General features: G+C 74.3%; 20 protein-coding genes and 1 pseudogene. 19 read left to right on the top strand and 2 right to left on the bottom strand.

Translation table 11 applies throughout. The features are described from left to right. Positions 1–35 precede the first annotated feature (35 nt). Together C6376_RS40610 and C6376_RS40615 are read right to left on the bottom strand one after the other, a co-directional pair. Positions 36–1592 (bottom strand): amino acid adenylation domain-containing protein, encoded by a 1557-nt coding sequence (locus tag C6376_RS40610; protein WP_107448185.1) that lies wholly within the window; start codon positions 1590–1592, stop codon positions 36–38. 310 nt (positions 1593–1902) lie between these two features. Further along, positions 1903–3195, bottom strand: a complete 1293-nt coding sequence (locus C6376_RS40615; protein ID WP_107448186.1) for an MFS transporter — start codon at positions 3193–3195, stop codon at positions 1903–1905. A 143-nt stretch (positions 3196–3338) separates the two neighbouring features. Between C6376_RS40615 and C6376_RS40620 the strand changes: the two genes are divergently transcribed. From C6376_RS40620 to C6376_RS40710, 19 genes and pseudogenes are all read left to right on the top strand, one after another. After that, positions 3339–3911, top strand: coding sequence for a CGNR zinc finger domain-containing protein (locus tag C6376_RS40620; protein WP_107448188.1), 573 nt, complete (start codon positions 3339–3341; stop codon positions 3909–3911). Positions 3912–4240: 329 nt separating this feature from the next. Next, entirely contained in the window at positions 4241–4495 is a 255-nt protein-coding gene (locus tag C6376_RS40625) for an acyl carrier protein (RefSeq protein ID WP_107448190.1), read from the top strand. Then, positions 4492–7671, top strand: a complete 3180-nt coding sequence (locus C6376_RS40630) for an amino acid adenylation domain-containing protein (protein ID WP_107448192.1) — start codon at positions 4492–4494, stop codon at positions 7669–7671. Before C6376_RS40625 ends, C6376_RS40630 begins: the two co-directional genes overlap by 4 nt. After that, complete coding sequence (locus C6376_RS40635) at positions 7668–8399, top strand: alpha/beta fold hydrolase (protein ID WP_107448193.1); 732 nt, start codon at positions 7668–7670, stop codon at positions 8397–8399. Before C6376_RS40630 ends, C6376_RS40635 begins: the two co-directional genes overlap by 4 nt. Beyond that, a complete protein-coding gene (locus tag C6376_RS40640; RefSeq protein WP_107448195.1) occupies positions 8396–9136 on the top strand; it encodes an SDR family NAD(P)-dependent oxidoreductase in 741 nt (246 codons plus the stop codon). The genes C6376_RS40635 and C6376_RS40640 overlap by 4 nt, the downstream gene beginning before the upstream one ends. Before the next feature lie 6 nt (positions 9137–9142). Beyond that, on the top strand, positions 9143–10432 hold the full coding sequence (locus tag C6376_RS40645; RefSeq protein WP_107448197.1) for a glutamate-5-semialdehyde dehydrogenase: 1290 nt from the start codon (positions 9143–9145) through the stop codon (positions 10430–10432). 83 nt (positions 10433–10515) lie between these two features. Next, the gene (locus tag C6376_RS40650; protein WP_069770947.1) at positions 10516–10794 is read left to right on the top strand and encodes an acyl carrier protein; all 279 of its coding nucleotides are present in this window, start codon (positions 10516–10518) and stop codon (positions 10792–10794) included. Then, entirely contained in the window at positions 10791–12158 is a 1368-nt protein-coding gene (locus tag C6376_RS40655; RefSeq protein WP_107448199.1) for a TrpB-like pyridoxal phosphate-dependent enzyme, read from the top strand. The genes C6376_RS40650 and C6376_RS40655 overlap by 4 nt, the downstream gene beginning before the upstream one ends. After that, positions 12148–13407, top strand: a complete 1260-nt coding sequence (locus C6376_RS40660) for an acyl carrier protein (RefSeq protein ID WP_216825665.1) — start codon at positions 12148–12150, stop codon at positions 13405–13407. The genes C6376_RS40655 and C6376_RS40660 overlap by 11 nt, the downstream gene beginning before the upstream one ends. Further along, complete coding sequence (locus C6376_RS40665; protein ID WP_107448201.1) at positions 13407–14921, top strand: class I adenylate-forming enzyme family protein; 1515 nt, start codon at positions 13407–13409, stop codon at positions 14919–14921. The genes C6376_RS40660 and C6376_RS40665 overlap by 1 nt, the downstream gene beginning before the upstream one ends. Beyond that, positions 14905–16221: a type III PLP-dependent enzyme gene (locus C6376_RS40670; protein ID WP_216825666.1), complete on the top strand. Its 1317-nt coding sequence runs from the start codon at positions 14905–14907 to the stop codon at positions 16219–16221. The genes C6376_RS40665 and C6376_RS40670 overlap by 17 nt, the downstream gene beginning before the upstream one ends. Then, positions 16221–16493 carry an acyl carrier protein gene (locus tag C6376_RS40675; RefSeq protein ID WP_107448203.1) on the top strand — a complete coding sequence of 91 codons (273 nt, stop codon included), beginning with the start codon at positions 16221–16223 and terminating at the stop codon, positions 16491–16493. The genes C6376_RS40670 and C6376_RS40675 overlap by 1 nt, the downstream gene beginning before the upstream one ends. Further along, complete coding sequence (locus C6376_RS40680; RefSeq protein WP_254076275.1) at positions 16490–17698, top strand: acyl-CoA dehydrogenase family protein; 1209 nt, start codon at positions 16490–16492, stop codon at positions 17696–17698. The genes C6376_RS40675 and C6376_RS40680 overlap by 4 nt, the downstream gene beginning before the upstream one ends. Then, complete coding sequence (locus tag C6376_RS40685) at positions 17691–18857, top strand: acyl-CoA dehydrogenase family protein (RefSeq protein ID WP_216825667.1); 1167 nt, start codon at positions 17691–17693, stop codon at positions 18855–18857. Before C6376_RS40680 ends, C6376_RS40685 begins: the two co-directional genes overlap by 8 nt. After that, entirely contained in the window at positions 18854–19489 is a 636-nt protein-coding gene (locus tag C6376_RS40690; protein ID WP_216825668.1) for a 4'-phosphopantetheinyl transferase superfamily protein, read from the top strand. The genes C6376_RS40685 and C6376_RS40690 overlap by 4 nt, the downstream gene beginning before the upstream one ends. Continuing rightward, positions 19486–20496 carry a hypothetical protein gene (locus C6376_RS40695; protein WP_216825669.1) on the top strand — a complete coding sequence of 337 codons (1011 nt, stop codon included), beginning with the start codon at positions 19486–19488 and terminating at the stop codon, positions 20494–20496. The genes C6376_RS40690 and C6376_RS40695 overlap by 4 nt, the downstream gene beginning before the upstream one ends. After that, positions 20493–20996 (top strand): flavin reductase family protein, encoded by a 504-nt coding sequence (locus C6376_RS40700; protein WP_107448205.1) that lies wholly within the window; start codon positions 20493–20495, stop codon positions 20994–20996. Before C6376_RS40695 ends, C6376_RS40700 begins: the two co-directional genes overlap by 4 nt. 44 nt (positions 20997–21040) lie before the next feature. Next, positions 21041–21979, top strand: a pseudogene (locus C6376_RS40705) (hydroxyacid dehydrogenase); the annotation flags it as partial. 103 nt (positions 21980–22082) lie between these two features. Then, positions 22083–22595: a LuxR C-terminal-related transcriptional regulator gene (locus tag C6376_RS40710; RefSeq protein ID WP_254076276.1), complete on the top strand. Its 513-nt coding sequence runs from the start codon at positions 22083–22085 to the stop codon at positions 22593–22595. The last annotated feature ends 230 nt before the right edge of the window (positions 22596–22825 follow it).

Here is a 22825-nt window from a genome sequence, read left to right on the forward strand (position 1 = left end):
GGAGCCCGGCCGCCGGGGCCGTCCGGGGGAGCGGATCAGGCCGCGGCCGGGGCGGTCAGCAAGGTGGCCAGCGCCCCGCGGTCGACCTTGCCGTTCGCGTTGAGCGGCAGTGCGTCCAGCGCGGTGAGGACGGTCGGCACCATGTAGGCGGGCAGCCGCTCGCGCAGGTCGTCGAGGAGGGCCTCGGCGTCCCGGGCGGAGCCGGTGTACACGGCCGCGAGCTCGATGTCGCCGTCCGGGCCGTGCAGGGCGACCACGGTGGCCTCGGTCACGCCGGTCTGTGCGAGCAGGGCGGACTCGATCTCGCCGAGTTCCACCCGGTAGCCGCGGATCTTGAGCTGGTGGTCCAGACGGCCGAGGTGGACGAGCGCCCCGTCGAGGGTGGTGACCCGGTCGCCCGTGCGGTACCAGTGTGCGGCGGTCAGCGGCTGCGAACCGTCGTACGGGACGGCCCGCTCGCCGTCGAAGGACAGGAACCGGCCGATGTCGTGGGCCGGGTCCAGATAGCCGGGGAAGCGCTGCGAGCCGCGCACGCACAGTTCGCCGTCGAGGGCCGGGCGGCCGTCCTCGCCGATGACGAGGTGCTCCTGACCGGGGTAGGGCATCCCGATGGGCACCGTGCCGTTGGCCGGACGGGGCCAGTCGTCGGCGTCGGCCGGCAGCCGGAACTCCGTCCACGTCACGGTCATCTCGGTCGGGCCGTAGATGTTCTCCAGGACGGAGCCGGGGGCCGCGGCCTGCCAGGCCCGTGCATGGCTCAGCATCAGGGCCTCGCCGCAGAACAGGCTCCAGCGCAGCGTCGGCATGGCGCCGGGCTTCAGCGCGCGCAGCCGCCGGGCGATGGACGCCACGGACGGGACGGAGTTCCAGTGCGTGATGCCCTGGCGGTTGACGAACCGCACCGGCGACAGCAGGTCCTCCTTGCCGGGCACGACGAGGGTGGCGCCGCCGCCCCAGGCGCCGAACATGTCGTAGACCGACGGGTCGAAGGTCAGGTCGAAGGTCTGGGAGACGCGGGCGCCCGGACCCAGTTCGTAGCGCGGGATGACGTGGCTCAGATAGGCAGAGACGTTGCGGTGGGCGATGGGCACGCCCTTGGGCCGTCCCGTCGACCCGGAGGTGAACAGGATGTATGCGAGGTCGTCGGGTCCGGCCGTGGAGGCCGGGAGTTCGGGCGCCGGGCCGCCGCGCAGCGCCCGCATCCGCTCGGCCGACAGCACGACGACCGGGACGGGCAGGTCGGCGTGGCCCGGCGCGCCCTCCTCGGCGATCACGAGGTCCAGACCGGCGTCGCGGGCGATCGTGGCGTTGCGGGCGGGAGGAAACGCCGGGTTGAGCGGGACGACGGTGGCACCGAGCCGCTGGACGGCGAGATAGCCCGCGTAGGCGGCCGTGCTGCGGGCCGCCAGCAGGCCCACCCGCGAGGGGACGCCGCCGTGTGCGGCGAGGAGTACGGCCGCCAGCCGGTGGGCGGTGGCGTCGAGTTCGGCGTACGTCAGGTGCTCCCCGGCGACCTCGAGTGCGGTCCGCCGGTCGCCGTGCTCGGCTACGGAGGCCGCGAACCAGTCGTACATGGTCCAGGTGGCGTTCATGATGTCCGGTCCTCTTCCGTGACGCGTCGCATGACGCCGGAACAGCTCTCGGCTTCGCGACAAGAAAATGGAATGTTCTGTCGAGGCGTAGCGAGAACGATATGCGCGGGTGCCCGGAAGGACGCAAGGGTGCGCCCGTCCCTTGCCGCGTGACCATAGAAATTCTGAATTCCGTACGTGTCGCGGGCGGCCTTTCCGAGGAGTATCAGTGAGGGCCCATGAGAGCGCCGCCCGCTCGGTGGCGGGCCGGCCGCGCCCACGAAGGCTCGCAGGCGCGAATTCCGTTCGGGAGGGCGCGGCGGGAGGCCCGCTAGTCGCCGTACGCCTCCGCCAGGGCGGAACGGGTCAGGACGCGCAGGAAGGGGACGACGGTCACGGCCACGGACGCGGCGAAGACCAGGAAGGCGAGCCGCAGGCCGAGCCATTCGGCGAGCAGGCCCATGGCGCCGGCTCCGATGGGCATGGCGCCCCAGCTGAAGAGGCGGCTCGCGGCGGTGTAGCGGCCGAGCATGGAGTCGGGGACGAGGCGCTGCCCGATGGTGCGGGCGTTCACCGTCCACAGGGTGCCGCCCATGCCGCCGACGAAGGCGGCGGCGGCGACCGCCCAGAGGCCGGTGGTCAGCGCGGGCACGGCCATCATCGCGAAGGTGCCGACCAGGTCGGCGAACATCACCCAGCGGCGTCCGAGGGTCCGGTTCACCCGGGTCACGACGAGGGCGCCGGTCAGGCCGCCGATGCCCAGCGCGCTCAGGAGCGTCCCGTACTGGCGGGGGCTGAGCTGCATCACGTCGGTGGCGAACAGCGGCATGAGCGCCAGCCAGGCCCCCCAGCAGGCGCACAGGACCGTCAGGATGAGGGACATGGTGCGCAGCAGCGTGTGCTGCCACAGGTAGCGCAGCCCGCCGGTGATCTGCCGGTTGACGCTCTCGCCGGCGCCGGCCTGCGAGGTGTCTCCGGCGGCGCGGAACCGGCCGGCGAGCAGGAGCAGGACCAGGGCGGCCACCAGGTAGGACACCCAGGTCGTGCCGAGGGCGAAGCCGGTGCCCGCCGCGAGCAGGAGGCCGCCGACGAAGGGGCCGCAGAACTCGTTGCAGACCGTCTCGGCCCCGGCGATCCAGGCGTTCACCCGCTCGCGGCCCTCCGGCGGGATCAGGGCCGGGATCAGGGCCGTGGCCGAGGTCAGCGCGATGACCTCGGCCACGCCGAGGACCGCGCCCACGACGCAGAGCACGGGGATGGTGACGCGGCCGGCCAGAGCAGCCTCGATGAGCGCGCCGAGCGCGAGCAGCCGCAGCGCGTTCGCCCCCCACAGCAGGCGCCGGCGGTCGACGCGGTCGACCAGGACGCCGACGTGCAGGGCCACCAGCAGCCAGGGCAGCGAAAGGGTGAGCGACACCGCCGATATCTGGGCCGGCGAGGCGGAGGCGCGGGTGGCCAGCAACGGCAGGGCGATCTTGGTGACGCCGTCCGCGAGGTTGGTGATCGCGGTGAAGGCGAGGAGAACGGCTGCGTTGCGGCCGCCGTGTCGCGCGGCGGGCTCCGTCCGGGTGTCCGCAACCGCTGCCACCGGGGCCTTCGCGGTCTGGACGGCTTGGTCGCTCATCACTTCCCCTAACTGGCTATCGACTTCAGTGGTTATTCCCGAGAGGGCGAGTCTGGCACGCCCGGAGCGATGTCCGCTACCCGGTCAAGCTGTTAGCCGGTTAGGTCGAGGTGTACGCTGGAGTCTCTGCGAGGAGATGACTCATGTCCGAAGCCCCGCCGTCCGCCCAGCTGATCGAGGCCTTCGCCAACACCGTCGACGTGGAGCTCGGCACCGACGAGCTGGCTACGCCGGGCGCGCTGTCCGCATGGCTCGTCGACCGCGGGCTGTTCGACCGCGAACGCCGGATCGGCGCCGAGGACCACGCCGTGTGCCTGCGCCTGCGCACCGGCATCCGGGAGGAACTGGGCGTCAACGTCGGCGACACGGCCGACGCGGCGCTCCTCGCCGGTGCCGACGAGGCCCTGCGGGAGCTTCCCGTGCTGATCACGGTCCGCGGCGCCGGCCGGGACGGCGGTGTCCTGTCCCCCGCGCCGCACCTGACGCCGGTCAGGAAGGCTCTGGCCGGCCTCGCGATCGCCTGGAGCGAACTGGTCGTCACCGGCGAGGCCGTCCGGCTGAAGCGCTGCGCCGAGCACGCCTGCGCCTGGGTCTTCTGGGACGTGTCCAAGAACCGCAGCCGCCGCTGGTGCTCGATGCGCGTGTGCGGCAACCGCGCCAAGGCCCGTCGGCACTCAGCGAAGCAGGCCGCCGTGGCAGCGGACCGGCAGGCCTGACGGCGCCCCCTGACGGCGCCACCGGCCGCACCCCGCCGGCCGCACCGGATCCGCCGCACCCGCGGCCCGCCTTCCCTCTCGCGAAACCCCCGTTCGCGCATTCCTCGGCCACCCTTTTCGGGATTTCCCATCGAGAAAAGCGATGGCGTCCCATCGAGGAATTCGATGGCGTCCCATCGAGAAACCTGATGACGTCCCATCGAGTAATCCGATGGCGTCCCATCGAAGAACTCGATGCCCTCGCAGACGCTGCTTGACCGCTCTTCGGCAATCGTTGAATCATCTTTCGAGCGTCATAAAAGTGACCGTTGCCCTGAGGAGCCTGATTAATGAACCGTACGGACGACGTGACCGGCGGCGACATCTTTTCGGCGGTCAAAAGGCATGTGCGTGTGCCTTTCGACGACCATTCCCCGCTCGCCGAGGTCGGACTGGACTCACTCTCCCTGGTGCGGATCGCCAGTGAGCTGATACCCGACCCGGATCAGGAGATCGATCCGTCGGGCCTCGCCGCGGTCCGCACGGTCGGGGATCTCCAGCAGTGGCTGCACGGGCTTCTCGTGCCCGCGGAGAGCGTGCGATGACCGTCGCGCCGCAGCTCGCCACCCTGCCGCTGACGGCGGCCCAGCAGGGCCTGCTCGTCGTGCACGGCTCGGTGCCGGTCCCGCATCTCTACAACGTCCTGGCCGAGCTGGAACTGGACCCGGCGCTCGCCCCCGCGGACCTCGGCCCGGCGCTCCGCGCCGTGCTGGCCGTCCAGCCCGCGCTGCGCCTCGCCGTGCGCGAGCGGCCCGCCCCGCACGCCGAACTGGGAACCGTCCCGGACGAGGCGCCGCTGCGGGTGGTCCCGACCAACGCCGACGGCTTCGACCGGCGGCGCGCCGAACTGCTCGAGCAACTCGGCGGCCACGCCTTCGATCTGGAGCGGCCCCCGCTGCTGCGGACGGTCCTGCTGCACACCGTCGACCGGTCCCGCTCGACGCTGCTGCTGGTGGTGCACCACCTCGTCTTCGACGGCTTCTCGCTGCGCCAGTTCGTCCGCGACCTCACCTCGGCCTTGCGCGCGGAGCTCGACGTCGACCGGGTGCGGGTCGCCCGTGAACGAGCCCTGTGCCGCGAGCTGGCCGCGCAGCAGTCGGCCGCCGACGAGGAGCACGTCGAGCGGACGGCCGCCGAACTCGCCGACCGGCTGCGCTCGGCGCCCGCCACCGTGCTCCACCCCCGGCCGAACCGCCCCGCGACCACGGCTTTCACCGGGGCCCGTCGGGAGATCAGGCTCTCTCCGGAGCGTTCCCGGGCCCTCGGCGAGGTCTGCGCGGAGCTCGGCGTCAGTCCGTTCGTCTTCTTCTCGGCCGTCTACGCGGCGCTCCTCGCACGGCACTCGGGCAACACGCCCGTGGTCTTCGGCAGCCCGGTGCTTGCCCGCCGCACGCTGGGCTCGCTCGACCTGTGCGGCTTCTTCGTCAACACCCTGCCGCTCGTCGTCGACGTCGACTGGGACCAGCCCTTCGACGTCTTCGTCACGGAGACGGTCCGCGCCGAGGCGGACCGGGTGAAGGGCAGCGCGGCGGTCTCCTTCGACCGCGTCGTACGCCTTGCCGCACCGGACCGCTCGACCAACCGCAACCCGGTCTTCTCCTGCATGCTCGCGATGCAGGACGCGACCGACGCGGAACCCGGCTCCGCCGTCCTGCGGGTGCGCGAGCACGGCAACGGCACCGCGAAGTTCGACCTCTGGCTGGGCGTCACCCCCGGTCCTGACGGCTGGCTCCTCGAGCTGGAGCACGACCGCGAGCTGCTGCCCGAACCGCTCGTCGGCGCGCTGGCCGACTCACTGACCGGCCTGTTGGAGAAGGCCGTCGAACGCCCCGGCACAGTCCTCGCCGAACTCTTCGAGGACGCCTCGTCGGACGAGTCCCGCGCCCATGACGGCTTCTGGCGCCGGCCGGCCCACCCGGACCTGCGCCGCTGGGTGCGCACGGCCCTGGCCCGGCGGCCCGAGGCGACCGCGGTCGAGGAGGACGGCCGCCGTGTGACCTACGGCGAGCTCCAGGAGCTGGTCCGCTCCGCCGCGGCGGGTCTGGCCCGGCACGGGGTGGGCCCCGGCACCGTGGTCGGCCTGACCACGCCGACGCTGGGGGACACGGTCGTCGCCGTTCTGGCCGTGCTCGAGCGGCAGGCCGTGTTCCTGCCGCTGGACCTGACCCTGCCCGGTGAGCGGCTCGCCTACATGACCGGCAAGGCCGGCTGCCGGCTGGTCGTCGGCCACGGCGCCGTCGACGGCGCCCGGGTCGTGGCGCTGAGCGAACTGGCCGCCGCCGGCGACGACGCCGCGCCCCCGGCCGGCGAGGCCGCGGCGGGCGGCGACGGCAGCACCGTCCTCGACGGCAGCGACGACGGGGTGTACATCATGTTCACCTCCGGCTCCACGGGCCGCCCCAAGGGCGTGCTGATGGGCAACGGTCCGCTGGTGAACCTCACCGCCTGGCAGCTCGACGCGCTGGACATGGACGAGCGCACCCGCTTCCTCCAGTACGCCCCCCTGGGCTTCGACGTCTCCTTCCAGGAGATCGTGCCCACCCTCGTGGCCGGCGGGACCCTGGTCTCGCGCGAGCCGGCCGACCGCAGGGACCTGCCCGCGGTGCTGGCCCGGGTCAGCGCGCTGCGGATCTCCCACGTCTACCTCCCCGTCGCCGCCCTGCGCCCCTTCACCCGGGCCGCCCAGGACGCCGGGGACGACCTGCCGGAGCTGCGCCACCTGTGCGTCTCCGGGGAGCAGCTGCTCCTCGACGACGGCATCCGGCGCTTCCTCGCCGACCGGCCGCACATCAGCCTGGTCAACCTCTACGGCCCCACCGAGACGCACGCCGTCACCACACACCGGCTCACCGGGGCCGGGCCGTTGCCGAACCACGTCCCGATCGGCCGCCCGATCACCCACACGACCGCCCACGTGGTGGACGCCACCGGCCACCTCGCCCCCCTCGGCGTGCCGGGCGAGCTGCACCTGGGCGGCGCCTGCCCCGCGCACGGGTACGTCGGCGACCCCGAGCGCACCGCGGAACGCTTCCTGCCCGACCCGCGCGGCGGCCGGGACGACGCCCGCATGTACCGCACCGGCGACCAGGTGCTCCGCGACGAGCAGGGCACGCTGCTCTTCCTGGGCCGCGACGACGACCAGGTCAAGATCCGCGGCTACCGGGTGGAACTCGGCGAACTGGAGACCGCGGCCGCCGCCCACGCCGACGTGCGCCTCGCGGTGGCCGCCGTCCTGGGGGAGGGGGCCGACCGGCAGCTGGCGCTGTTCTTCGTGCCGGAGGACGGCCGCTCGCCGCTCCCCGACGACGTGCGGCGCCGGGTGACCGGCGCGGTCCCGGGGTACATGGCGCCCTCGCGGGTGTTCGAGGTCGCTTCCGTGCCCGTCACCCGCAACGGCAAGGTGGACCGCCCCGCCCTGCTGAAGGAGGCGGAAAAGGCCGTCCGCGAGGAGGCCGCGTCCGGCGGCGGGGCCGTCACCACGGCGCAGGACCCGCTCGAAGCGTGGCTCCAGCACCTGTGGCAGGAGCTGCTCGGGCGCGCCGACGTCCCCGTCGACCGCTCGCTCCTCGACTACGGGGCCCACTCGCTCAACGTGATGACCGCGCGCGCCGCGATCGAGGAACGCCACGGCGTGCAGATCCCGGTCCTCGACTTCTTCCTCGACCCGACCATCCGTGCCCAGGCCGGCTGGATCACCCGCTCCCGGGACGGTGCGCGATGACCGCCCCCGCCTCCGACACGCGCCTGCTGGTCCTGCTCGCGCAGCGGCCGGGTCCGCTGGACAGCCTGCTGATCCACCCGGCGGGCGGCGGGCTCGCCCAGTACCTCGGCGTCGCGAGCCGGCTCGCCCGGCACGGCAGCGTGCACGGCATCCGCGCCGACGGCCTGCTGGCCGGTGAGGAACCCGACGACAGCGTCCCGGAGATGACCCGCAGGTACCTCGGCCTGGTGACGGGGCTGCCGCGCCGGCCGAACCTGCTGATCGGCTGGTCGCTCGGCGGCGTGATCGCCTGGGAGCTGGCGGCCCGGCTCGCCGAGGACGGGCCGGCGCCCGCCGTCGTCCTCATCGACAGCTTCCCCGAGCGGGAGAGCACCGGCGACACCGTACGGGCCGACCTGCTGTCCGCCGTGGAACGGTCCGTCGCCACCCTGGGCGGCGGCCGGGACTCCGACCGGGCGCGGGCCACCGCGCTGGCGCACATCCGGGCCAGCGCCGCCCACCGCACCGAGGTCCGGGGCGCCGGGCCCGCCCTGCTGGTCGCCTGCGAGAGCGAGCACCGCGCCCGGCAGATCGACCGCTGGCGGAGCCTGGCCGACCGGCTGGCCGTACGGCACCTCGACTGCGGGCACTTCGAGGTCTTCGACCCCGCTCACCAGGCCGCTCTGCTCGGACACCTGGACGAGTTCCTCTCCCGGACGACCTCCGCGGCACAGGAGTACGCGCGATGACCGAATCCCGTCCGCTCGCCGTCGTCACCGGCGGCACCCGCGGCATCGGACTGGCCATGTCTCAGCGCCTGGTGCGCCTGGGGTACCGCACCGTCGCCCTGTACCGGGCCGACGAGGAGGCCGCCCTGCGGGCCGCCGGCGAGCACGGCCTGATCGCCGTGCGGGCCGACGTCGCCGACAGCCACGCGGTACGCGCGGCCGCCCGGCACGTCCTCGCCGAGCACGGCACGCCGCGGGTGCTGGTGAACAACGCCGGCGTCAACATCGACCGCCCGTTCCTCGACCTCACCGCATCCGACTGGCAGCGCGTCCTGGACACCAACCTGTCCGGACCCTTCCACCTCACCCAGGCGTTCGCCCCGGCCATGCTGGCCGCGGGGGGCGGCACCGTCGTCAACGTCGGCGCCACCACGGGCATCCGCCCCCGGCTCAACGGCGTCAACTACGCGGCAGCCAAGGCGGGGCTGCTCCAGCTCACCAAGTGCCTGGCCCTGGAGCTGGCACCCGCCGTCCGGGTCAACTGCCTGATCCCCGGAATGACCGGGACCGAGGAGCTCGTCACCCGGTTCCGGCTGAACGAACCCCGGCACCGTGCCGCCGTCCTGTCCGAGATCCCGCAACGTCGCATCGGCTCCCCCGACGACATCGCCGACGCCCTGGAGTACCTCGTGGGCCCGCTCAGCGGCTATGTCACCGGCCAGAAGCTGATCGTCGACGGCGGCCAGTTCATGTGGTAGGAGATCATGACCGACGCACTGCTCACATCCGCCCGCGCCGCCCTGGCGGCCGCGCCGCCGACCGGCGACCCGGCGTACGCGCGCTACTGCCGTGAACTCGCCGACCGCCTGGCCGACCACTGGCCGGCCGTCCTGAAGGCCAACGCGCAGGACGTGGCCCTCGCCGCGGAGCGGGGCCTGTCCCCCGTCCTGCTCGACCGGCTGCGCCTGACCGACGCCCACCTCGACGGGCTGCGGCAGCTGACCCGCGCTGTCCTGTCCGAACTGGCCGAGGTGACCGCCCCCGAGGCCGGGGTCCCCGTCGGCGACTGGGGGGTGCGGCTGCGGACGCCCAAGCCGCTCGGCGTGGTGTTCATGGTGTACGAGGCCCGGCCCACGGTCACCGTGGAGGGCGCCCTGCTGCCCGTCGCGGTCGGCAACGCCGTGCTGCTGCGCGGCGGCAAGGAGATCGCCCGCACCAACGAGGCGCTGTCCGTCGTGGCCCGTGAAGCCCTGGAGGCCGCGGGACTCCCGGCCCGGCTGGTCACCGTCCTCGACGATCCCGACCGGACGCAACTGCGCGCCCTGCTGAAGCGGCCCGACGCCGTCGACGTGCTGATCCCGCGGGGCAGTCCCTCGCTCATCGACTACTGCCGCAGCGCCTCCTCGATCCCGGTGATCGCCAGCGGCGGCGGCGTCAACCACGTCTACGTGCACCGCAGCGCCGACCTGGACCTCGCCGCCGAGGTCGCCCTGGACAGCAAGCTGCCGGAGCCGACCGCCTGCAACACCGCCGAGATGCTGCTCGTCGACGCCGAGGTCGCCGGTGACCTGGTGCGCGCGATCCTGCGCGCCGCCGAGCGCGACGACCGGCAGGTGGCCGTGCGGCTCGACCCGCGGGTGCCCCGGCCCGACGGGCGGGCCGGCGCCCGGCCCTGGCGGATCGAGGACCTGCGCGAGCACGACCTCGGCCGGGAGTTCCTGGACGCCACGATCGGCGTCCGCGCGGTCGACGGCCCGGACGAGGCGCTGGCCCACATCCGGCGGTACGGCTCCGGGCACACCGAGGGCGTGCTCGCCCGGGACGCCGGTGTGAGCGAGGAGTTCACCCGCCGGGTCGACGCCGCGGCGATCGTCGTCAACGGCTCGCTGCGGCTGCACGACGGCCCCACGCTCGGCCTCGGCTCCGAGATCTCCATCAGCACCGGCCGCATGCACGTGCGCGGCCCCGTCACCCTCGGCTCGCTCGTCACCCACAGCTGGGTCGTCGAGGCGCGCGGCACGCTGCGCAGCCCCCTGACCGCGTCCCGGCCCTGACCTCTCGGGCGTGCCGGGCCCTCCCCGGCCCTCCCGGCCTTCCCGGAGCCTTCCAGGCCTTCCCGACCCCTCACGGAGGAACCATGATCACCGGACTGGACCGCGCCGCGGTCACCGAGTCCGTCAAGCGCGTGGTCATCGCCGAGTCCCGGCTGTCCCTGCGGCCTGCCGACATCGACGACCACGAGCCGCTCAACGGCGAGATCCTGCGCGTCAACTCCCTAGGTTTCGTGGGCATGCTGGTGCGCCTGGAGGACGAACTCGACATCGTCCTGCCCGACGACCTGTTCGTCGGGCGCAGCTTCCGGACCGTCCACGACCTGATCGAGATCGTCCTGTCCGCGGCGGAGGCGTCCCGATGAGCCCTGTCGAACTGCCCGCCCGCTGGCGCAGCGTCCTGCCGCACCTGGACGAGCGGCTGCCCGCGGACCGTACGCCCGAGACCGCGGGCGGCGGCACCGTGCAGGTCAACCTGCCGATGGCGCTGGTGCGCCAGAGCGTGCAGCTGAAGGAGCACTGGGAGATCCCGGCCGAGGTCGCCGACGCCTACCGGGCGTTCCGGCCCACGCCGCTGTGGCGGGCCCGGGGCTTCGAGCGAGCGGTCGGCGCGCGGGTGCCGATCTACGTGAAGTACGAGGGCGGCAACATCTCCGGCAGTCACAAGCTCAACACCGCCCTGGCGCAGGCCTATTACTACGCGCGGGCCGGTGTGCGCGAACTCGTCAGCGGCACCGGCGCCGGGCAGTGGGGCACCGCCCTGGCGGCCGCCTGCGCCATGTTCGGGATGAAGTGCACCGTCTTCATGGTCGGGGGCAGCCTGCGACGCAAGCCGTACCGGGGCACGCTGATGCGGACCCTCGGGGCCACCGTGCACGCGAGCCCCAGCCCGCTGACGGAGGTGGCCCGGCAGGCCGGGGGCGACGTCAACAGCCTGTCGCTGGCCATCGGCGAGGCGGTGGAGTACGCCGCCCGCACCGAGGGCGCGGCGTTCTGCATCGGCAGCGGGGAGACCTACAGCATCCTGCACCAGTCGGTGATCGGTCTGGAGGCCGCCGACCAGCTCGCCGGCCTGGACGCGTCGGTCGACGCAGTGGTGGGCTGCGTGGGCGCGGGCTCCAACTTCGGCGGGATCGCGCTGCCGTTCTTCTCGGCCGCGGCCGCCGCGGGCGCCGAGCCGCCGCTGCTGGTGGCCGCCGAGTCCAGCACGACGCCCAAGCTGACCCGCGGCACGTACGCCTACGACCGCACGGACGCCACCGGCACCGGGCCGATGGAGGCCATGTACACCATCGGCAGCTCCTACCCGATCCCCGACTCGCACTCGGCCGGGCTGCGCTTCCACGGCGCGGCGAAGGTGCTCTCGGCGATGCGCCACCGCGACCAGATCGCGGCCACCGCCGTCGGTCAGGTCGAGGCGCTCGACGCGGGCCGCCGTTTCACCCGCGGCGAGATGGTGCTGCCCGCTCCGGAGTCCGGTCACGCGCTGGCCGCGGCCGCGCGCCTCGCGGGCGCCGGAGCCGAGGGGAACAACGGCCTGTTGCGCGCCGAGAAGGGCGTGGTGGTGTGCGTCAGCGGCCACGGCTACCTCGATCTGGGGGCCTACCAGCAGTTCCTGGACGGCGAGCTGAGCGACGAGGCGCCCGACCCGCAGGCGCTGCGCCGCGCCGTGAGCGGTCTGGAGCCGGTGGAGCAGCTGGCGGGTGCGGGAGCCGTTCATGTCCGCTGACCTCGCCCCCGCCGCCGTGCCCGCCCCCGTCTCGGCGACCCTTCCCGCCTCCGCATCCCTCCCCGCGTGCGTGGAATGGCCGCTGTTCGACTGCGTCCAGGTCAACCTGGCGATCCTGGCCGAGCGCTGGCACGGCCCGGGAGCTCCGCTGGACCTGGGTGCCGTGCTGCGCTTCCGCCCGCTGCCGGGGCCGGACGGACTGCCCACGGTGGAACGTTCCGCCGCCGACCAGCTCGCCGAGGCCGCCCAGCGCCTCGGGCTCGCCGTCCTGGACGGCCGCACCACCGCTCCGGGCGAGGCCGTCACCCCGGCCGAGGGCCGCTACGTGGTGGCCGACGCCTTCCACCTGCCGTGGGTGCCGTATGCCGGGCGGCGGCACATGGAGCACAGCTTCCTGCTGGAGCCGGCTGGCGACGCGGACGCCGTCGTGGTGGACGGCTACCACAACGAGACGCCCTGGGGCAGCGCCCGCCCGCTCCGCCGCCCGCTGAGCCGCGCCGAACTGGCCGCCGCCGTGCCCGGTCCGGCGCTGGTGGTCACCCTCGCCCCGGCCGGAGGTCCCCCCGCCCCGGCCGCGGCCGAAGTGGACCTGGCGGACGAGGAGACGGCCGCCCGGTACGTCGCCGCGTACGCGGAGCACCCCGACCGGCGCGCCGCCCTCGACCGGCTCACCCTGGAGACCTGGCTGCTGGCCCGCTCCCGCAGGCTGCACGCCCGCTTCCTGAGCTCGCGCGGCCTGCTCGCCGACGACAGCGCGGCCCTCGCGCACGTCGAGGCGTGGGAGTCGCTGGCCGAGAGCGTCTACCTCGGCTACCGGCGGGTGGAGCGCGGCCGGCCCGAGACCCGCGAGGTCTTCACGCGCCTGACGGAGCGACTCGGCCGGGACCGCGAGGCGTTCGGCCCCGCGACGGTCCCCGCGGCCGTGCCGCGTCCGGCCGACGCGACACCCGTGCCCGCCCCGCTGCGGGTCCGGGTCGCGGCCGCCGCGGGCGCCGTGCTCAAGGCCGACCCGGCGGCCCTGCTCGAGGGGCGGCCGCTGGCGGACGTCCCCGGCTTCACCTCGTTCAGGGTGGTGGAGATCGTCGAACGCCTCGAACGCGAGCTGTCCGTCGAGTTCGACGCCGACGACCTCGTCCCCGAGAACCTGCACCACGTCGACGGCATCTGCCGCATCGTGCTGCGCGCCCTGCCCGCCGGCACGGCGGCACCGCAGCCCGCCCGTCCCGTCGCACGCACCGGAGGGAACTGATGTCCGCCCACGCCGACCTGCTGCACGAACTGCTCGACCGGGCAGCCGCCCGGTGGCCCGAGCGGCCCGCCGTGACCAGCGGCGGCCACACCCTCAGCTACCGGGAACTCGACGCGGCCTCCCGGCGGCTGGCCGCCTGGCTGCACGCCTGCGGACTGCGGCGCGGCGACCGGCTCGTCATCTGCGCGCCGGGGTCCACCGCCCAGCCCGCGCTGGTGTACGCCGCCTCCAGGGCCGGAGTGGCCTTCTCACTGCTGCACGAGCAGGTCCACGGCATCCAGCTCGACCACGTCCTCGACGACTGCGAGCCCGCCCTGCTCGTCACCGACGCGCCGGACTCGCAGTCGGCCGCGCAGCGCCGCGGGGTGCGCACGGCCGACACGCGGGCGGTCGCCGCGGTGGCCTTCACCGGCTCGCCCGTGCCGCGGGACGCGCCGCCCGGCCCGCTCACGGTCGACCCCCTGTGCCTGATCTACACCTCCGGCACCACCTCGCTGCCCAAGGCCGTCGTCAGCACCCACCAGCAGGTGACGTTCGCCGCCACGGCCATCCAGTCGGTGCTGGAATACCGTGCGGGCGACGTCGTCTACAGCCCGCTGCCCCTGTCCTTCGACTACGGCCTCTACCAGCTGTTCCTGTCAGCGCAGGCCGGCGCCCACGTGGTGATCGGCCGGCCCGCCGAGGTCGGTCCGGCGCTGCTGGGCAACCTGGTGCGCACGGGCGCCACCGTGCTCGCCGCCGTCCCGTCCGTGGCCGACGCCCTGGCCCGGCTGCTGCGCCGGACCTCCCGGGAACGGCCGCCGCTGCGGCTGCTCACGAACACCGGCGCGGCGATGCCGGCCGAGACGCTCGAGGCGCTGCGTTCGGCGCTACCGGGGCTGCGGGTGCAGCTGATGTTCGGTCTGACGGAGTGCAAGCGGGCCACGATCATGCCGCCCGACGCCGACCTGGAGCGGCCCGGCTCCAGCGGCCGCGCGCTGCCGGGCACCGAGGTGTTCGTCGTCGACGAGGAGGGCCGCCGCAGGCCTCCGGGCGAGGTCGGCGAGATCGTGGTGCGCGGTCCGAACGTCATGGCGGGGTACTGGCGCCGCCCGGAGCTCACCGCGCAGCGCTTCCACCGGGTGGAGGGCCTGCTGCCGCAACTGCACACCGGTGACTACGGGTGGGTGGACGAGGAGGGCTACCTGTACTTCGAGGGCCGGCGCGACGACATCTACAAGGAGAACGGTTTCCGCGTCAGCGCCACCGAGGTCGAGGCCGCCGCCCGCCGCGTCCCGGCCGTCGGCGCGGCCGCCGTCCTGCCGCCGCAGAGCCCGCGCCCCGCGGTGCTGTTCGCGGTCGGCGAGCTGTCGCCCGCCGAGGTGTTCCAGGGCCTGCGCGAGCAGATCGAGGAGTTCAAGATCCCCCGCCACTGCCTGGTCGTCGACGCGCTGCCGCTGACCGGCAACGGCAAGGTCGACCGCAAGGCGCTCGCCGCCCTGGCGCAGGAGGCGTCCCGTGTCCGCACCCGCTAGCACCGTCCGGCCGGCCCCGCCGGTGCCGGACGACGTCCTGACGCGCCTGCCCACCCCGGCCTACGTCTACGACCTGGCCGAGGTCCGGCGCAACCACGGCGCGCTGGTGGAGGCGCTGCCCGACGGGGCGGGCCTCTACTACTCCCTGAAGGCCAACGCGCACCCTTCCCTGCTGGCCGTGCTGCGTGAGCGCGGGGCGCTGCCCGAGGTGTGCTCCACCGGCGAGCTCCAGGCCGCGCTCGGGGCGGGCTGGCCGGCCGCGAACGTCCTGTACACCGGTCCGGGCAAGCGGGACGAGGAGATCGGCCACGCGCTGCGGCTGGGCGTGCGGACGTTCTCCGTGGACTCCCCGTACGCGATCGGCCAGCTGGACCGTCTGGCCGGCCGGGCCGGCACCGCCGCGCGGTGTCTGCTGCGCGTCAACGACGACCAGCCGGTGCCGGGCCAGGGCCTGGCGATGACCGGTGTGGCCTCGCAGTTCGGCGCCGACACCCGGTGGGTGCTCGACCGGCCCGAACTGTTCGCGAGCCGGCCGCACGCCGAAGTCGTCGGCCTCCACCTGTACATGGGCACCAACCTCGGCGAAGTGGACTCGCTGGTCGGCCAGTTCGCCCGCTCGCTGCGCACCGCCAAGACCCTGACGGCGGCCCTGGCGGGGCACGGGACGCGCATCCGCGTCCTGGACCTCGGCGGCGGCTTCGGCGCGCCCTTCGCGACGGAGGGCGAGCGGATCGACCTGGCGGGACTGCGGCCGCGGCTGACCGCGCTGCTCGACGCGGAACTGCCCGGCCGGCACACCGACGGCACCCGGGTCGTCTTCGAGTCGGGCCGCTACCTGGTGGGCACCGCCGGGATCCTGCTGACGGCCGTGCTCGACGTGAAGCGGTCCCACGGCAAGGACGTCGTCGTCCTGGAGTCCGGCATCAACCACCTCGGCGGCATGTCGGGGCTGCGGCGGCTGCCCGCCCTGAACCCGCGCCTGGTGCCGCACGGCGCCCGGCCCGACGCCGACGGCGGTCCGCTCCTCGACACCCTGGTCACCGGCCCGCTGTGCACCCCGCTCGACACCTGGGCGCGCGCCGCGAAGCTGCCCGCGCTCACCCCCGGCGACCTCGTCGCCGTCCCCAACGTCGGCGCGTACGGGCTGAGCGCGAGCCTCGTCGCCTTCCTCGGCCATCCGCTGCCCGCGGAAGCCGTCGTCGACGGCGACCGCCCCGGCACGGCCCCCGAGGTCACCCGGATCCACCTGACCCGCACCACCGTCCCGGCCCCGGCCGGCACCGACCCTGGAGTGAAGTGATGGACGCCCGTTTCACCGAACTGCTCACGCCGTTCCTGAAGTTCCTCGGCGAGCAGGAGATCACCCCCGAAGCGTCGCTGAGGGAGCTGGGCCTCGACTCGATGCAGGCCATCGAGCTGCTCTTCGCCATCGAGGACGCCTTCGGCGTGACCCTGCCGGACGACGACATGAACGACGACACGTTCGCCACCGCCGGCAGCCTGTGGACCGTGGTGCGCGCCGCGCTCGACGCGCAGTACGCCACGGACGGGACCCAGGTGACGGCCGCGTGAGCGCGCCGACGTTCGCCCCCGCCCGGCCGGCCCCGGCCGCCGAGCCGCTGACCGCCGCGGGACTGGCCGACCGGGTGGCCCGGGTCGCCGGCGTGGCGGCCGAGCACGTCGAACGCACCGACCGGGACGCGTCGTTCCCGGTCGAGGCGCTGGAGGAGATGCGCCGCAGCGGCCTGCTCGGCCTGCTCGTCCCCGCGTCGCACGGCGGCCTCGGCGGCAGCACCGACGACGTGGTGACCGCCGGCATCGCCCTCGGCCGGGTCGACATGTCCGTGGCGATGATCTTCGTGATGCACTGCCAGCAGGTGGCCGCGGTGGTGCGCTACGGCAACGAGAGGCTGCGGGACGAGCTGCTGCCCGAGATCGCTGCGGGCCGGATGTACCTGGCGTCCGTCACCACCGAGGCCGGCAAGGGCGGCCACCTGCTGAGCAGCGAGTCGGCGCTCGCCGCACGCGAGGGCGAGCTCGTCCTCGACCGTTTCGCGCCGATCGTCACCGGCGGCGAGTACGCCGACGGCTTCCTCGTCACCATGCAGAGCCCGCCCCCGGCCTCCCCGAACCAGGTGTCGCTGGTCTACGCCCACCGCGACCAGCTCACCGTCGAACGGTCGGGCGACTGGCAGCCGCTCGGCATGCGCGCCAGCCACAGCGTCGCCCTGCGGCTGACCGGCACGGTCCCCGCCCATCAGGTGGTGGGGGAGCACGGCGCGTTCCGGACCATCGTGACCACGGTGTTCGGGCCGATGGCCCATCTGGGCTGGTCGGCGTGCTGGCTCGGCACCGCGGCGGGCGCGCTCTCCCGCGTCGTGAAACTGCTGCGCTCCCCGCAGAACCGCGGGCGCGTCGACCTGGACTCCGAACTGCTGCTGACCCGGCTGTCCCGGGCCCGGCAGCGGATCGACACGGTGCACGCACTGCTGGACCGGGCCCGCCAGGTCGTCGCGACCGCCGACGACCTCAGCGTGCCCCGGGTACAGCTGCTGCTCAACGCGCTGAAGATCACCGCGGCGGACGAGTGCCACCGGGCCGTCGACGACCTGGTCGACGCCGTCGGGATGCGGCACGGCTACCTCAAGGACTCACCCACCCGCCTGGAACACAGCCTGCGGGACCTGCGCTCGGCCGCCCTGAACTACAGCAACGACCGCCTGCACCTGGTCGACGGCAAGCTCGCCATGCTCGACGCGGAGGTGCGCCTTGCCTGACCTGATCGAGGCGGATGGCGCCCCGACCGCGCGGCACCGCCCGCGCGCGGCCGCCGCGCTGGCCGCGCTTCCCGTGGCCGCACCGGTGTCCGAGGTGTGGGCGGCGCTCGGTGCGGCGGGCGTCCTGACCGACCTCTACGACCACGAGGACCCGGACCCCGGCCCGGGGACCGGGACCGCCGCCACCTTGGACCCCGCACGGCTCGCCGACCTCATCAGGGCCGTGGACGCCCGCGGCGACAACGGCGTCACCCTCAGCGTGCTGGTCCAGGCGGCCTCCGCACTGCCGCTCCTCGCCGCCTGCGCCCCCGCGACGGGACCCGTACGGCAGGCGCTCGAGGAGGCGCTGTCGGGGTCGGCGACGGTGGCGCTCGCCGCCACCGACAGCGCCGCGGCGGGTTCGGATCTGGCCGGCCTCGGCACCGAGGTGGACATCGCACCGGACGGGCTGCTGCTCACCGGCGGCAAACGCTGGATCACCACCGCCTGCGCCGCCGACCGGCTGCTGGTCCTCGCCCGGCACCGGCCCGGCCGGCACTTCACCAGCTTCACCTGGGTGCTCGTGCCCGCCACGGCGCCCGGTGTGCGCGTGCGCCCGGCCGACAGCGACCTGCTCGGGGGCTCGGCGACCGGGCACGTCGAACTCGACGGCGTACGGCTGCCGCCCGACCACCTCGTGGGGCGGCCCGGACGCGGCATGGCGGTCTTCGCCCGGCACATGGGCACCGAACGCCTCGCGGGCGCCCTGTGGGCGGTGGCGCTGACCAGCAGGGTGCTCGCCGACACCAGGGAACGGCTGACCCGGCGGCGCTGCGACGGGCGGCCCCTGTGGCACCACGACGCCGTGCGCCAGCGCTACGCCGCCTGCCTGGTGCAGGTGCGGCAGCTGCGCGCGCTGTGCGAGAGCCTCGCCGAACGGGTCACCCGCCGGCAGGACCTCGCGGCGGCCGCCCTGCTGAAATCCGCGGCGGGCCTCGTCGCCGACCCCGTGCTGGCCGCCTGCGCCCAGCTCCAGGGCGCCGACGGCTTCGCCCGCGACGGCGCCCAGACCGTCCGCGGCGAGGCAGGCGTCCTGGGCATCGGCGGCGGCGTCACCGAGGTGGTCCTGGCCGCCGTGGCCGATCACGCGGACACCCTACTCACGGAGTTGCGCTCATGACTCTTCTGACGCTCCAGGTCACACCAGGTGTCTGGGTGGCGCGGGGCGAACGCGGCCAGTGGGCCCGTCCCGACCCGCACCCCCACGACCGGGCGGCCGCGGCCGTCCTGCCGCGGTGGCGGGTGGAGGAGTTCCTCGCCAGCCGCGCCCTGCTGCGGCATCTGCTGCGCACCACGCTCCCGGAACTGGCCGACGAGCCGGTGCTCGCCGAGGAGCAGGGACGCCCCGTCCTCGCCGGAGCCCCCGGCACGGGCATCAGCATCTCCCACGACGGGGACGCCGTCGCCGTCGCCGTCGCCCGGAGCCGCCGGGTCGGCGTCGACGTCCAGCAGCCCCCCGACAGCGTCCCCGACGCGTTGCTGCGCCGCTGCCTCGGCACCCACACCCCGCAGGTCGCCACACTGCCGCAGCGCACCCGGGCAGCCGAGTTCGCCTGGGTGTGGACCGCACAGGAAGCCTGCGTCAAAGCGGCCGGGACCGGGCTGTCCGGCCGGCCGTGGGCGATCGACATCCAGCCCGGCCGCCGCCGCGGACAGTGGCACGAATTCCAGTGGATCAGCCTGCGCGATCGCTCGCGGACGCCGTTGAGCTGCGCCTTCTCCGCCCCTCGCCACGACTTGGACACCTCGTGAACCCGACCGCCGCGCCGGCCACGATGCCGGACCTCAGCTGCTACACGACGAACCTCCTCGCCCACCTGGCGCCCGACGTGCCGGGAGTGCGGCGCCGGTTCGCCGAAGGCGTCCGGCTCGCCGTACGCCTGGACCTGCCCCCCGGCGAACTGGCCTTCTCCCACCATCCCCGGGTGGACCGGACGCAGGACGGCCGGGAGCTGGCCTACCGCGGCGCGGCCGACTGGCCGGCGGCCCGCGCCGCGCTGCTCGACACCCTGCACCACGAGCGGCGCGTCCTGGCCGCGGGCAACACCCGCCATCTGCCCTGGGCGGCGGCCCACGGGCGGGCGGACGCCCCGCACTGGCTGCTGATCCACGAGCACCGGGCGGGCCGCTGGCGGATCGCCGACCACTTCACCGCCCTGACCCCCTTCGGCGACCAGGAACCCTTCCACGGCTGGATCGACGACGCCGCTCTGGCCGCGGCCCTCGCCCCCGTGCCGGACCCGCCGCCGGAGGTGGTGCGCCGCGACCGGTTCGCGCTCGGCCAGGAGACACCGGTCCCGCCCGCCGGGCAGTACCGCTGGCTGACCTGGCAGGCCGGGCCGTCCCACGACGGCGCCGCACCCGGCCCGGGAACCTGGAGCCTTCGTCTGGAGACGTCGCTGGCGGCGATCGCCGGCGCCTTCCGCACCGACGCCACCGTGCTCGCCCGCTACGTCGACGACCTGTGGGCGGCCGCCCGCCACCACACCTACGCGCTGGCGTTCGCGGTAGCCGACGGCCGGCTCCACCCCGAGTCGGGCGCGGCCGCGTCGGCGGCCTGGGGCGAACTGCCCCGGACGCTGCGGTTCGCGGCCGAGTCCGCCGCGCGGGGGCGGCCCCGCCCCGGCGTCGTCGACCGCGCGCTCGAGCAGGTGCTGAGCGCTCAGCAAGCCCTGGGCACGGACCTCCCCCCAGAGAGGACGATCATGAAACGGACCCTGCGTGACACCGCCGGCCCCGAAGGCGGGGGGCACCGATGACGACCGAGAGCCTGCTGTCCGCGCCCCCCGCAGTGTCGGGCGAGGCGTTCCGCCACGCGATGGCCCGGCTGCCCACGGGCGTCGCGGTGATCACCGCACAGGGCCCCGACGGGCCGGTCGGCTGCACCGTGAGCGCCGTCATGTCGCTGTCGCTGCGCCCACCGGCGTTGCTCGTCTCGCTGTCCACGGCGAGCCGGACCCTGGAACAGGTCCTGGCCGGCGGCTCCTTCGCGGTGAACGTGCTGGCGTTCGGCGACCGGCACCTGGCCGGGCAGTTCGCGACGGGCACCGCGGCCCAGCGCTTCGGCGGCGTGTCCTGGCACCCGCAGCACGGCGTCCCGGTGCTGGCGGCGGCCTCGGTGGCCGCGGTGTGCCACGTCAGCAGCTCTGTCCGCGTGTTCGACCACACTCTCGTCGCCGGCGCCGTGACCTGGTCGCGCGCCGACGAACGGCCGCCCGCAGTGCTGTACGCGGGGGACCGGTACCCGGCGGGTGGCTGAGGTCTTCCCGCCCGCCCCGCCCCCATCGAGGAAGGGAACCTCCCATGAGCAGACCTGTCGTACTCATCGCTGAAGAGCTGTCGCCCGCGACCGTGGACGCGCTTGGCCCGGACTTCGAGATCCGGCACTGCAACGGCGCGGACCGAGCCGAACTGCTCCCGGCCCTCGCGGACGTCGACGCGATCCTGATCCGCTCGGCCACCAAGGTCGACGCCGAGGCGATCGCCGCCGCGCACCGGCTGAAGGTCGTCGCACGAGCCGGCGTCGGCCTGGACAACGTCGACGTCTCCGCCGCCACCAAGGCCGGCGTGATGGTCGTCAACGCCCCCACCTCGAACATCGTGACCGCCGCCGAGCTGGCCTGCGGTCTGCTGCTCGCCACCGCCCGCCACATCCCGCAGGCCAACGCCGCGCTGAAGAACGGCGAGTGGAAGCGCAGCAAGTACACCGGCGTGGAGCTCGCCGAGAAGACCCTCGGCGTCGTCGGTCTCGGCCGTATCGGCGCGCTGGTCGCGCAGCGGATGTCCGGCTTCGGCATGAAGGTCGTCGCCTACGACCCCTACGTGCAGCCCGCGCGCGCCGCGCAGATGGGGGTGAAGGTCCTGTCGCTGGACGAGCTGCTCGAGGTCGCCGACTTCATCACCGTCCACCTGCCGAAGACCCCCGAGACGGTCGGTCTGATCGGCGACGAGGCGCTGCGCAAGGTCAAGCCGAGCGTGCGCATCGTCAACGCCGCGCGCGGGGGCATCGTCGACGAGGAGGCGCTGTACTCGGCGCTGAAGGAGGGCCGGGTCGCCGGCGCCGGTCTCGACGTGTACGCCAAGGAGCCCTGCACGGACTCCCCGCTGTTCGAGTTCGACCAGGTCGTGGCCACCCCGCACCTCGGCGCGTCCACCGACGAGGCGCAGGAGAAGGCCGGCATCGCCGTCGCCCGCTCGGTACGCCTGGCCCTGACGGGGCGGCCCGTGCCGGACGCGGTCAACCGGGTGGTCCGCCGGACCACCGCCCAGGAGGCCCCGCCCCGGCCCGTGCCCCAGGCCGCGTGAGGAGGCGGAGCCAGATGAGACACGTCAGAAGGCGGTGACCGTGCGGTACATCATCAGCCGTGCGTTCCAGGACGATCCCCGGTTGCACCGGCTGCGGCCGGCGCACCGGACGTACTGGCGCAGGCTCATGCATCAGGGCGTGCTGCTCGGCGGGGGAAGCTGGGAGGAAGGCCGCAGGGAGGTGCTCGTGGTCAAGGCGCAGGACCGGGCCGCGGCGCACCGGCTGCTCGGCGCGGACCCCTACACCCAGGAGCGGCTGACCGTGGACGTCACGGTCCAGGGCCTGGACGATCTGCTCGGAGCGGAGGAGCGAGCAGAGTGTGCCGGCCCGGCCGCCGACGACACCGAGCCGGACGGGCGGCTCAGCGCCCATGAGCTGAGGGTCGCCCGGATGATGCTGGACGGACTGACCAACCGGCAGATCGCCGAGCACTTCATGGTGTCGCCGCGCGCGGTGGAACAGCACATCACGCGCATCTACCGCAAGCTGTCGATCAGCCGCCGCGCGCAGCTGGCGGTCGCCCTGCGCGGCGAGCGGCTGCTCGCGAGCTGAGGGGGTACACCCCGGACGGCGGCCCGGACACCGGGCCGCCGTCTCCCTCTCGCCTGCGCCGCTGCTCTCCCACTACCCGGGCACCCTCCTCTCCCGCCGCCCCCTGCCCGCCGCCCGCCGTGCCGGGACGGGCCGCGCCCGCCGAACGGCACCGGCCACCGCGGCGACAGCGCCGTCCCACCCGCGCTGTCCCACCCGCGCCCTGCCACCAGCCGCCGTGTCACCCGCGT

It is taken from the genome of Streptomyces sp. P3 (assembly GCF_003032475.1).
Lineage (GTDB): Bacteria > Actinomycetota > Actinomycetes > Streptomycetales > Streptomycetaceae > Streptomyces.

What these genes read in the sequence shown, in the direction of transcription:
- C6376_RS40610 (WP_107448185.1), bottom strand. Translation starts at nt 1,592, where the DNA reads ATGAACGCCACCTGGACCATGTACGACTGGTTCGCGGCCTCCGTAGCC.
- C6376_RS40615 (WP_107448186.1), bottom strand. Translation starts at nt 3,195, where the DNA reads ATGAGCGACCAAGCCGTCCAGACCGCGAAGGCCCCGGTGGCAGCGGTT.
- C6376_RS40620 (WP_107448188.1), top strand. Translation starts at nt 3,339, where the DNA reads ATGTCCGAAGCCCCGCCGTCCGCCCAGCTGATCGAGGCCTTCGCCAAC.
- C6376_RS40625 (WP_107448190.1), top strand. Translation starts at nt 4,241, where the DNA reads ATGAACCGTACGGACGACGTGACCGGCGGCGACATCTTTTCGGCGGTC.
- C6376_RS40630 (WP_107448192.1), top strand. Translation starts at nt 4,492, where the DNA reads ATGACCGTCGCGCCGCAGCTCGCCACCCTGCCGCTGACGGCGGCCCAG.
- C6376_RS40635 (WP_107448193.1), top strand. Translation starts at nt 7,668, where the DNA reads ATGACCGCCCCCGCCTCCGACACGCGCCTGCTGGTCCTGCTCGCGCAG.
- C6376_RS40640 (WP_107448195.1), top strand. Translation starts at nt 8,396, where the DNA reads ATGACCGAATCCCGTCCGCTCGCCGTCGTCACCGGCGGCACCCGCGGC.
- C6376_RS40645 (WP_107448197.1), top strand. Translation starts at nt 9,143, where the DNA reads ATGACCGACGCACTGCTCACATCCGCCCGCGCCGCCCTGGCGGCCGCG.
- C6376_RS40650 (WP_069770947.1), top strand. Translation starts at nt 10,516, where the DNA reads ATGATCACCGGACTGGACCGCGCCGCGGTCACCGAGTCCGTCAAGCGC.
- C6376_RS40655 (WP_107448199.1), top strand. Translation starts at nt 10,791, where the DNA reads ATGAGCCCTGTCGAACTGCCCGCCCGCTGGCGCAGCGTCCTGCCGCAC.
- C6376_RS40660 (WP_216825665.1), top strand. Translation starts at nt 12,148, where the DNA reads ATGTCCGCTGACCTCGCCCCCGCCGCCGTGCCCGCCCCCGTCTCGGCG.
- C6376_RS40665 (WP_107448201.1), top strand. Translation starts at nt 13,407, where the DNA reads ATGTCCGCCCACGCCGACCTGCTGCACGAACTGCTCGACCGGGCAGCC.
- C6376_RS40675 (WP_107448203.1), top strand. Translation starts at nt 16,221, where the DNA reads ATGGACGCCCGTTTCACCGAACTGCTCACGCCGTTCCTGAAGTTCCTC.
- C6376_RS40690 (WP_216825668.1), top strand. Translation starts at nt 18,854, where the DNA reads ATGACTCTTCTGACGCTCCAGGTCACACCAGGTGTCTGGGTGGCGCGG.
- C6376_RS40700 (WP_107448205.1), top strand. Translation starts at nt 20,493, where the DNA reads ATGACGACCGAGAGCCTGCTGTCCGCGCCCCCCGCAGTGTCGGGCGAG.